11 protein-coding genes and 1 tRNA gene are annotated in these 10360 nt (G+C 72.7%); 4 read left to right on the top strand and 8 right to left on the bottom strand.

The genetic code is table 11. From position 1 onward, the window contains the following. Positions 1–954 (bottom strand): amidohydrolase family protein, encoded by a 954-nt coding sequence (locus QQX13_RS07645; protein ID WP_301153034.1) that lies wholly within the window; start codon positions 952–954, stop codon positions 1–3. Between the two features lie 225 nt (positions 955–1179). On the opposite strand from QQX13_RS07645, the gene QQX13_RS07650 reads away from it, so the two are divergent. After that, a complete protein-coding gene (locus tag QQX13_RS07650; RefSeq protein ID WP_301153036.1) occupies positions 1180–2097 on the top strand; it encodes a LysR family transcriptional regulator in 918 nt (305 codons plus the stop codon). Here the strand turns inward: QQX13_RS07650 and QQX13_RS07655 are convergent. Further along, positions 2088–2735, bottom strand: a complete 648-nt coding sequence (locus tag QQX13_RS07655; RefSeq protein ID WP_301153038.1) for a nucleotidyltransferase domain-containing protein — start codon at positions 2733–2735, stop codon at positions 2088–2090. The genes QQX13_RS07650 and QQX13_RS07655 overlap by 10 nt on opposite strands. Before the next feature lie 40 nt (positions 2736–2775). Here QQX13_RS07655 and QQX13_RS07660 point away from each other — a divergent pair, with 40 nt between their 5' ends. Beyond that, positions 2776–3528 carry an IclR family transcriptional regulator gene (locus tag QQX13_RS07660; protein WP_301153039.1) on the top strand — a complete coding sequence of 251 codons (753 nt, stop codon included), beginning with the start codon at positions 2776–2778 and terminating at the stop codon, positions 3526–3528. Positions 3529–3616: 88 nt separating this feature from the next. Further along, on the top strand, positions 3617–4789 hold the full coding sequence (locus QQX13_RS07665; RefSeq protein ID WP_301153041.1) for a 4-hydroxybenzoate 3-monooxygenase: 1173 nt from the start codon (positions 3617–3619) through the stop codon (positions 4787–4789). A gap of 23 nt (positions 4790–4812) precedes the next feature. On the opposite strand, the gene QQX13_RS07670 is transcribed toward QQX13_RS07665, so the two are convergent. Next, entirely contained in the window at positions 4813–5160 is a 348-nt protein-coding gene (locus QQX13_RS07670) for a hypothetical protein (RefSeq protein WP_301153042.1), read from the bottom strand. A gap of 149 nt (positions 5161–5309) precedes the next feature. Here QQX13_RS07670 and QQX13_RS07675 point away from each other — a divergent pair, with 149 nt between their 5' ends. Then, positions 5310–5534: an RNA-binding S4 domain-containing protein gene (locus QQX13_RS07675; protein WP_301153044.1), complete on the top strand. Its 225-nt coding sequence runs from the start codon at positions 5310–5312 to the stop codon at positions 5532–5534. A gap of 146 nt (positions 5535–5680) precedes the next feature. Here QQX13_RS07675 and QQX13_RS07680 read toward each other — a convergent pair. The 5 genes from QQX13_RS07680 to QQX13_RS07700 all read right to left on the bottom strand — a co-directional run. Continuing rightward, positions 5681–5753, bottom strand: a tRNA-Thr gene (locus QQX13_RS07680). A gap of 40 nt (positions 5754–5793) precedes the next feature. After that, positions 5794–7332, bottom strand: a complete 1539-nt coding sequence (locus tag QQX13_RS07685) for an alpha/beta hydrolase (protein ID WP_301153046.1) — start codon at positions 7330–7332, stop codon at positions 5794–5796. A 9-nt stretch (positions 7333–7341) separates the two neighbouring features. Then, positions 7342–8502: a DNA polymerase III subunit delta' gene (locus tag QQX13_RS07690; protein WP_301153048.1), complete on the bottom strand. Its 1161-nt coding sequence runs from the start codon at positions 8500–8502 to the stop codon at positions 7342–7344. Further along, entirely contained in the window at positions 8487–9161 is a 675-nt protein-coding gene (tmk, locus tag QQX13_RS07695; RefSeq protein ID WP_301153049.1) for a dTMP kinase, read from the bottom strand. Before tmk ends, QQX13_RS07690 begins: the two co-directional genes overlap by 16 nt. Before the next feature lie 52 nt (positions 9162–9213). Next, positions 9214–10360, bottom strand: a 1147-nt coding sequence (locus QQX13_RS07700; RefSeq protein ID WP_301153050.1) for a hypothetical protein, incomplete at its 5' end; no start/stop codon positions are given.

Genomic DNA, 10360 nt, shown 5'->3' on the forward strand with positions numbered 1-10360 from the left:
TCATTCTCCTTCGGGCCAGTACAGGCGGTGCGGGTTGTCGACCAGCAGCTGGCGCTGCCGCTCGGGCGTCGTGGCGATGTGGGGGATGTGGTCGACCAGCAGCCCGTCGTCGGGCATGTGGTCCTTGAGGTTGGGGTGGGGCCAGTCGGTGCCCCACAGCACGCGGTCGGGGAAGAGCTCGACCACGCGTCGGGCGAACGGCACCACGTCGGTGTAGGCGTCCCGCTCACCGTCGAGCGCGCGCGGACCGGTGACGGACAGCCGCTCGGGGCAGGTCACCTTGGTCCACACGTTCGGGTTCTCGCGCATGAAGCGCAGGAACAGGCCGAACTCGGGACCGTCGACGTCCTTGGTCACGTCGGGCCGGCCCATGTGGTCGACCACCAGATCCGTCGGGATGGCGGAGAAGAAGTCGTAGAGCTCCGGCAGGTCCTCGGCCTCGAAGTAGATGACGACGTGCCAGCCGAGCGGCGCGATCTTCGCGACGATCTCCTCGAGGGAGTCGGTGGGCACGCGGTCCACGAGGCGCTTGACGAAGTTGAAGCGCACGCCGCGCACGCCCGCCTCGTGCAGCTCGGCGAGCTGCTCCGCGGTGACGTCGCGGCGCACGGTGGCGACGCCGCGGGCGCGGCCCTCGCTGCGTCGCAGCGCGTCCACCAGGGCGCTGTTGTCCGCACCGTGGCAGGTCGCCTGGACGATCACGTTGCGGTCGAAGCCCAGGTGGTCACGCAGCGCGAACAGCTGCGCGGCGGAGGCGTCGCAGGGCGTGTACTTCCGCTCGGGCGCGTAGGGGAACTCCCCTCCCGGGCCGAACACGTGGCAGTGCGCGTCCACGGCGCCGGCGGGCAGACGGAAGGCCGGCGTCGCGGGGCCGTCGTACCAGTCCAGCCAGCCGGGGGTCTTGTCGAACCCGCCGGTGGTGACGCCGTGGGTCGCGGTGCCGCTGGCGGTCATCGGCCCGGCACCGACGGTTGGGGGAGGGCGACGATGCGGGAGCTGCAGGAGCAGCCCTGGCACGCGCCGCAGGGGCTCGAGGCGGCCGGGTCGTCACGACCGGAGGTGTCGATGATCACGAGTGGCGTCCTTGTCACTGGCGGGTCCTGCTCCTCCGACAGTAGGCCCGCCGCGGACTGTGGTCCAATAGATTCGACTGCGACGCCGCATAGATGGGTTCGATACATGTCCGTGGCCGATCTGAACCAGCTCCGCACCTTCGTGGTGCTCTACGAGACCCGCAGCCTCACCGGCGCCGCCGACCGGCTCTTCGTGACCCAGCCGACCGTGAGCTACACGCTCGCGCGGCTGCGCAAGCGGTTCGGCGACGACCTGTTCCGCCGCGAGGGCCACGTGATGGTCCCGACGCCGCGCGCGACCCAGCTGTTCGGCCCGCTCCACGAGGCGCTGGCCCAGATCGACGCGACCGTGACCGACAGCGCCGCCTTCGACCCCGAGGGCTTCGACGGCGAGCTGGTCCTCGGGCTCACCTCGATCGGCGAGCAGACCTTCCTCCCACCCGTCATGTCATCCCTGCGGGCCAAGGGCGCGTCGCCGCGGCTGGTCGTGAAGCGCCTCGACGCCGAGGCGGCCGAGGAGGAGCTCGTGCGGGGCGCCCTCGACGTCGCCCTGACCGTCTCGGTGATGGACACCTCGCGCCTCTGGCGCACGCCCGTGCGCGGCGTCGAGTACGTCGCGCTCACGTCCCGCGAGCACCCCCTCCCGGCCACGGGTCCGGACATGTTCGACGGGCGCCGGTTCATCCGGGTGTCCGCCCGCGGCGGTCACGTGTTCCCGACGCAGGCGCTGGTCGAGCACGGCCTGGTCCCCCAGGTCGCCCTGACCGTCGAGGAGCACTCGACCGTGCCCGCGGTGCTGGTCGCGACCGACCTGGTCGCCCTGCTGCCCCGGCACGTCGCGGACGTGTTCTGCGGCTGGTTCCCCGACCTGCAGCTCGCGGACCTGCCGTGGCCGGGCACGAGCTCCCCCGTCGCGCTCTACTCCCGGCGCGAGATGAACCTCTCCCCCGCCCAGCGCTGGTTCCGCCGCCTGGTGCTGCACGCCGTCTCCAGCGGCGAGTTCACCGACGACGCTCAGCGCTGAGGACGGTTCCAGCTCGCCCGCGCCGGGAACATCGGGCTGCGCACCGGGATGGTCCAGGACGAATGCGGGTGGATCCGCAGCAGCGCCTTCTCCCACCACGCCCGCGCCTCCTCGGACAGGTGCGGCATCACGGCGTCCTTGTCCACGTCGTCCTCCGGGCGGACGCTGAAGCACTTCCACAGCAGCTGGACCTCGGGGGCGCCCGTCGGGATCCCGTCGACGTCCAGCACCGCACGCTCCCACGGCAGCTGCAGGCGCGCGTCCCGGCGGTAGAGCCACGCGCGCGGCGCCCCGTCCTCGACGTTGACGCGCAGCACCCAGGCACCCGCATCGTCATCCCGGACCAGCACGGGCTGCACGTCCGCGTCCTCGGGGACCTCCGCGTAGGGCACCAGGGCATCGTCCACCGTCGCCCAGGCGGTGAACGATGCGGGCAGCGCCGCGACAAGCGCCGGCAGGTCGGCGGGGACGGTGCTGACGTCGATGTTCTCGCGCTCGCGGATCCGCTCGCCCATCCAGCGGTCGAGCGCGACTCCCCCGGACAGCCACCAGCGCGCATCCGTGGAGGCGAGCAGGTCGGAGACCGCCTCGGGGGTGAGCGGCGCCCACGGCGTGGCGGGCGGCGTCGTCGGCGACATGGTCCGAGGCTACCGCCGCTCGCTGTGGGATCCTGCCGCCGTGGCGAACTCCCCGTCGGGCGACTCGGTGACGGACCGCATCGTGCGGATCCTGGAGACGTTCACGCCCACCCGGACCGTCCAGACGGCCTCCGACATCGGCCGTCGCGCCGGGCTGCCGCCGTCGACGGCGCACCGCGTGGTCGGGGACCTGGTGGACGCGGGGCTGCTCGACCGCGACCCGGAGGGGCGGGTCCGCGTCGGGCTGCGGCTGTGGGAGCTCGCGACGCGCTCCTCGCACGCGCTGCGGGTGCGGCAGGCGGCGCTGCCGGCGATGGAGAGGGTCCAGGCGCGGGTGCGCGAGCACACCCAGCTCGCGATCCTCGAGCAGGACGAGGCGCTGTTCCTCGAGCGGCTCAGCCACCCCCAGGCGGGCGCGAACATCACCCGGATCGCGGGGCGGCTGCCGCTGCACGCGGCCTCCTCGGGGCTGGTGCTGCTCGCGTTCGGCGACCCGGAGCTGCAGGAGCGGATCCTCGCGGGACCCCTGCGGCGCGTCGGCCCGTCAACGCCCACCGATCCGGTCGCCCTCCGCCGCACGCTCGCCGAGGTGCGGCGGCTCGGGCACGCGATCGCGCCGGGCTACATCGAGGAGGTCTCGACCGGCGTGGCGGTGCCGGTCCGCGACCGCGCCGGCCGGGCGATCGCGGCGCTGTCGGTGGTGCTCCCCCGCGAGGCGCCGACCGCGCCGGCGGTCGAGGAGCTGCGCCGGGCCGCCCGCGACGTCGAGAGCGCGCTCGCCGCACCCGCCTGAGCGTTCAGACTCCCGTTCAATGGGAAACTGGATCCGCGGCATCGTCCCGCGACGCACACTGGCGTCGCATCGTGTCAAAGGAGACATCATGACCGCACCAGTACGCACCCAGGTCGCCATCGTGGGCGCCGGCCCGGCCGGGCTGATCCTGTCCCACCTGCTCGCCGCCGCGGGGATCGACTCGGTGATCCTCGACCAGCGCTCGCGCGAGGACATCGAGTCGACCATCCGGGCCGGGATCCTCGAGCAGGGCACCGTGGACCTGCTCGCCACCATCCCGGGATCGCGCGTCCACACCGTGGGCCAGCGGCACGACGGCATCGAGCTGCGCTTCTCCGGCGAGGGCCACCGGATCGACTTCCCCGGCCTCACGGGACGGTCCGTGTGGCTGTACCCGCAGCACGAGGCGCTCAAGGACCTGCTCGCCGCGCGCCTCGCCGCGGGGCAGGACCTGCGGTTCGGCGTGACGGCGACCGCGGTCGCCGATGCCGACAGCCTCCGACCGCGCGTGCAGGCGGTGGACGATGCGGGGGTCGCCTTCGAGGTCGAGGCCGACTTCGTGGTGGGCGCCGACGGGTCGCACTCGGTGGTCCGCAAGGCGCTCAGCGGGTCGCACGGCGGGTACTTCCGCGAGTACCCGTTCGCATGGTTCGGCATCCTGTGCGAGGCCCCGCCGAGCGCGGAGGAGCTCATCTACTCCAACTCGCCCGCGGGGTTCGCGCTCATCAGCCAGCGGTCGGAGACCGTGCAGCGCATGTACTTCCAGTGCTCACCCGAGGCGGATGCGAGCGCGATGAGCGAGGCGCAGATCTGGGACACCCTGCAGGAGCGGGTGCCCGGCACCTCGCTGGTCGAGGGGCCGATCTTCCAGCGCGACGTGCTGCGCTTCCGCTCCTTCGTCGCGCGGGACCTGCAGCGCGGCCGTGTCGCGATCGTCGGCGACGCCGCCCACACCGTGCCGCCCACCGGCGCGAAGGGGATGAACCTCGCGGTCGCGGATGTGCTGCTGCTGGCGCGCGCGCTCGAGGCGCTGCTGCTGCGCGGCGACGCGGGGCCCCTCGACGGCTTCGCGGAGGCCGCCAGCGACCGCATCTGGAAGGCGCAGCACTTCTCCTGGTGGATGACCTCGATGCTGCACCTCGCGCCGGAGGCCTCGGAGTTCGACCGGCAGCGTCAGCTCGGCGAGCTGCGCTCGGTGGTCGGGTCGGAGGCCGGACGGACCTACCTGGCGGAGGCGTACACGGGCTGGCCGTTCGCCTGAGCGGGCGGGCGCGCCTGGGCGCGTCAGCGCTCGGCGAGCTCGCGCGCGCGGGAGGCCGCCACCTGGGCGACCGCCGCATCGTGATCGCCGACCATCGCGGCGACCGTCGCGGCGGGCGTCGCCGGGTTGCGGGCGACCAGGAGACGCACCGAGCGCGCGGTGTCCGTCGCGAGGAGCTCGAGCATCGACGCCTGGGTGCTCGGATCGGCGGCGAGCATCCGCCGCTCGACCGGCTGGATGCTCGCGACCTGCGTGGTCTGGACGTCGTGCGCGGCGTCCCGGAGGGCCTGCTCGCGGTGCGCGGGGCAGGCGACCGCGGACGCGAGAGTGTGATGCCCTCGCTTGGGTGCGGTGCAGCGCAGGTCGTCCACGGGTCAAGGATAGGCAAAGATCGGTTGTGGCACCCGGGGCGCGCCGAGCTCGTCGCGCGCTGCGAGTGCACCGCGCGACGCACACGACCCTCACCGTCGCGTCGCGCACTCATGGGAGGCACCACCGCGCGCCGGGCTAGCATGCGGCCATGGCGACCTCTGCACCGATCGACGACGTCCCCACCCACGGCGGCATCCGCCTGGGCCAGTTCCTCCAGCTCGCCGGGCTCGTCGACTCCGGCGGGGAGGCGAAGGAGGCGATCCGCGAGGGCGAGGTGCTCGTCAACGGCGAGGTCGACCTGCGACGCGGGCGGCAGCTCCAGGTGGGCGACATCGTCAGCCTCGGCGGACGGCGCGCCCGCGTCGCCGGCTGAGCCGCGACGGCATCGCCTCGCCTCCCGTGAGGAGATGAGGGTACGGATCGGGCCGGAACCGTACCCCCATGTCCTCACAGGAAGCACGATGCGCGGTCCAGGAACGCGAGAAGCCCCGGTCCTCGCGGACCGGGGCTTCTGAGACGAGCCGCCTAAGGGAATCGAACCCTTGACCTATTCATTACGAGTGAATCGCTCTGCCGACTGAGCTAAGGCGGCGTGCACCCTCAAGAGAGGCACGGGTAGACATGATAGCGCCTCAGCAGGTGGTTCCCGAAACCGGCATCTCCCCGTCCACCAGGTAGCCGTCGACCGCGTCGATGATGCACTGGTTCGAGCGGCCGTAGGCGGTGTGGCCCTCGCCGTCGTAGGTCAGCAGCGTGGCGTCGCCCAGGCGCTCGGTGAGCGACTCGGCCCACGAGTACGGGGTCGCCGGGTCGTTGGTGGTGCCCACCACCAGGATGGGCGCCGCGTCCGCGGTCGCATCGAGCGAGGTGACCGGCTCCTTCGCCTCCCACGGCCAGCCGTCGCAGCCGAGGGATCCCGCGAACCACCAGCCGAAGGTGGGCGATGCCTGCGAGATCTGCGCCGTGAAGTCGGCGAGGGAGTCGACGGTGGTCGGCTCGCTCACGGGCCCGTCGAGGCAGCCGATCGCCGTGAACGACCACATCGAGTTCGACAGGTACTCCCCGCTGGACGAGTCCTTGTCGAGGTAGAAGTTCGCGAGCTGGAAGAAGATGTCCGCGGTCCCCCGGTCCGCCACCTCCTGCAGCGCGGCCGAGAGGTACGGCCACGAGCCCTCGTCGTACAGGGTCACCACGATGCCGTACACGAGCTCGTTGCCGTTCACCCGGTCGCCGTCGGAGTTCTGGTACCCGGAGTCGCGCGCATGAAGCGCGATCTCCTTGACCTGGGCCTTCGCCTGGTCGACGGTGCCGGTCAGCGGGCAGTCCTCCGCGCTGGCGAGGCACCACTCGGCGAAGTTGCCGAGCGATCGCTCGAATCCCTCGGCCTGCTCGATCGCGACCTGCTCGCCGTCGAGCAGGAAGTCGACCGCACCGTCGAGGACCATCCGGCCGACGTTCTCCGGGTACAGCGCCGCGTAGGTGGCGCCCAGCTGGGTGCCGTAGGAGAAGCCCAGGTAGTACAGCTCGTCGTCGCCGAGCAGCGCGCGGATCACGTCCATGTCCCGGGCGGCCGACGTGGTGTCCACGTTCTCGATCAGCGGCCCGGACAGTTCGCGGCAGCCGGCCGCGAAGTCGACCGTCGCCTGACGGGCGTCCTCGATCGCGCCCTCGGTGTCCAGCACCAGGTCCGTCAGGTAGTAGGTGTCGATCACGTCGGCGTCCCCGCACTGCAGCGGTGAGGACTGGCCGACGCCGCGCGGGTCGAAGCCGATCACGTCGTACGCGGCGAGCAGGTCCTCCCCCGCGGACCTCACGAAGTACTCCGTGAGGTCCAGCCCCGATCCGCCCGGGCCGCCGGGGTTGATCAGCAGCGAGCCGATGCGGTTCGCGGGGTCGGTGGCGGCCGAGCGGTTGATCGCGAGATCCGTCGTGGGCCCCGTCGGGTCCGTCCAGTCCACCGGCACCTGGATGGTCGCGCATTCGAGGACTCCGCAGGCGCTCCAGTCGACCGTCTGGTCGTAGACGTCGAGGCCGGACGATGCGGTGGTCGAGGGGATCGACGTCGGCACCGAGTCGTCGCTCGGGGTGATCTGGGCTCGCTCGGGGACGCAGGCCGCGAGCAGCAGCGCTGTCAGGGCGGCCGCGACCGCGGCGGTCAGGGGGCGAGGCATGCGCTCACCCTAACCGCGGGGGCGCAGGTCCAACATCATCGCCTCGAGCGCCAGCAGCGGCGCGACGTTGCCGGCGAGGCGCTCGCGCGCGGTGCCGAGCGCGTCGAGGCAGCGCATGGTGTCCGCCAGCGCCGTCCGGGCGGCGAGGTCGCGGATGTGGCCGTCGTGCGCGGTGTTGACCAGCGTCACGGTCGCGCCCGTCTGGGCGACGGCCACGTCACGGTAGAGCGACATGAGGTCGGTGATCGCGCGGTCGAGCACGTCGCGCTTGTGACGCGTGGCGCGCCGCTTCTGGTCCTCCTCGAGCTGGCGCAGCTGGGCCCGCAGCGCCGGGGCGACGCGCGCGCCCTCCTCGACGCCCAGGGTCTGCATGAGCGCCACCTTCTCGGCGGCGTCGCGCTCCTCGGTCGCGGCCTTGGCATCGGCGTCCGCGACCTCGACCAGGTCCGCCGCCGCGAGGATCGCGTCGCCCACGCCGCGGATCTCGGTCGCCAGGGCCAGCACCTGAGCGCGGCGGGCGCGCGCCTCGGGATCGCGCGCGAGGCGACGCGCGACGCCGATGTGGCTCTGCGCGGCCCGGGCGCACTCGAGCGCGAGGTCGGGCGCGATCCCGTCACGGGTCTCGAGGAGTCGCGCGACGTCCTCGGGATCGGGGGTGCGCAGGGGGACGATACGGCAGCGGGACCGGATGGTCACGGCGACGTCCTGCGGGCTGGGCGCGCACAGCAGCCACACCGTGCGTGGCGGCGGCTCCTCGATCGACTTCAGCAGCACGTTCGAGGTGCGCTCCGCCATGCGGTCCGCGTCCTCGACGATGATCACGCGCCAGCGGCCCTGGCTCGGCGTCGACTGGGCGAGCGTGATGAGCTCGCGGACCTCGGAGATGGCGATGGTCACCTTCTCCGTCGCCACCACCTTGACGTCGGCGTGCGTCCCCGCGAGGGCCGTGGTGCACTCGCGGCACTCGCCGCAGCCGCCGCGCTCGCACTGCAGCGCGGCGGCGAACGCGCGGGCGGCGTTCGAGCGCCCGGAGCCGGGCGGGCCCGTGATGAGCCAGGCGTGGGTCATCGCGGACGGATCGTCGATCGCGGCGCGCAGCGGACCCACCGCGTGCGCCTGCCCGACGGTCTCCGCCCAGACCCCCGCGAGCGTGGTCACGGCGTGCCCCACGGCTCGATGGGGAGCTCCTCCGGCTGCGCCTCCCGCTCGGCTCGCGCGGCCATCGCGTCCATCACGGCGACGGCGACGTCACCGGCCACCGACTCCACCGGCCGGCCCGCGTCGACCACGGCGTACCGGCCCGGGTCCCGCGAGGCGAGCGTGAGGAAGGTCTGGCGCATGGTCGCCGCCTTCTCGATGGTCTCCCGCTCGACCCGGTCGAGATCGCGTGCCATCCGGCTCGGGTCGGGCTCCATGTCGAGCACGACCGTGAGGTCCGGCAGCAGCCCCTCGGTCGCCCACAGGGAGATCTCCTCGACCATGTCCCCGAGCCCGCGGGCGCCGCCCTGGTAGACGATCGACGAGTCGAGGTAGCGGTCCTGAAGCACCACCTGGCCGTCCTCGAGCGCGGGGCGCACCTTGGTGGCGATGTGGTGCGCGCGGTCGGCGGCGTACAGCAGCGCCTCGGCGCGGGGCGCCACGTGGTCGCCGTGCATGATGGCCTGGCGCAGCTCGACCCCGAGGTCGGTGCCGCCGGGCTCGCGCGTGGTCAGCACCCGGTGGCCGCCGCCGGCGGGTCCGCTCAGGTGCGCGGCGAGGGCCTCGATCTGCGTGGTCTTGCCCACGCCGTCGGCACCCTCGAACACCACCCAGAAACCCGCGTACGCCATGGGGACGAATCTACCGGGACCCGGGGACACCCGGCTGTCAGGGGGGCGGCGCTCAGGGGATGATCGGCGAAGCGCGGTCCGGCGGCACCACGAGCTCCTCCTTGCGGAGCGGATCATCCGGCGCGATCACGAACTCCGGCATCAGGAACCATCCGTCAGGAGGCTCCGCGAGCCCGAGCTCATCGACCGTCTCCACCTCCCCCCGGGAGCCGGGAAGGAACAGGAGGTCGGCGACATAGACCGCGGAGTAGTCGCCCGGTTCCTGCGGCCACTCCGAGGGCACCGCGCAGCCGGCGTCGTACTGGAACACCTTCGCGACCGTCCCTGCGTCCGGCCCCTCGCCGATCCCGACGGAGCCGTCGCCCTCGAACACCGCCACGAGCGCGCCGTCGTCGTCGTAGATGAGCAGCGTGCTCCGGTACTGGTGGAAGACCCACGGGTGATCGGCCCGCTCCCCCGTCCAGCTGACCAGCGGGGCCACCAGCTCGATCGCATCGTCACGATTCGCGGAGTTGTCGAAGAGCACGGGTCCGAGGCGTGTCTCGAAGCTGCTGGAGTCGAAAGGCGTCGGCATCACGCGGATCGAGTCGAGCGTCGGCGCCGCGTCCGCTCGCACGCACGCCGCCGTGCCGTTGACCTGCGCAGCGGACGTCAGGGCCGGTGACGCGTAGCCCCCTCCGGCCTCCGTCAGCGGCACGCCCTCCTGGGCCACCTGCTGGATCAGCGCGCCCTGCTCCCTGCGGGCCGCATCGTCCGTTCCGAGCGTCATCTCCTCCGGCCGGTCCGCGAAGGCGACCACCGCATCGTCCCCCCAGCCCGGGTTCACATAGGTCGCGACCACGGTGCCAGGGTCGCCCTCCCAGACCTGCACCACCGTCAGCACCGTGTGCTCGCCCTCGCCCGCGAACGCCTCGCCGCAGGCGTAGGCGTCGAAGCCGCCCTCGAGGGCCCGCAGCTGCTCGACCACGGGCAGGAGGTCACCGCGCACCGTGACGCCGTCGTGGATCATCACGGGCGTGCCGTCGTCGCCCAGGACCGCGCCCGCGGTGGAGACGCCCCAGGTCTCGGGCGGTCCGTCCTCGCCCCACGCGACCGTGGTGGCGAACACCAGGGCAGCGTCGGGATCGGCCGTGACGGACCCGTCGACGGGAAGCCGCACCTCCACGGCCTCGCCCGACGCGTCGACGTACCTCTCGAAC

This window comes from Demequina lignilytica (assembly GCF_030418375.1).
Taxonomy (GTDB): domain Bacteria; phylum Actinomycetota; class Actinomycetes; order Actinomycetales; family Demequinaceae; genus Demequina; species Demequina lignilytica.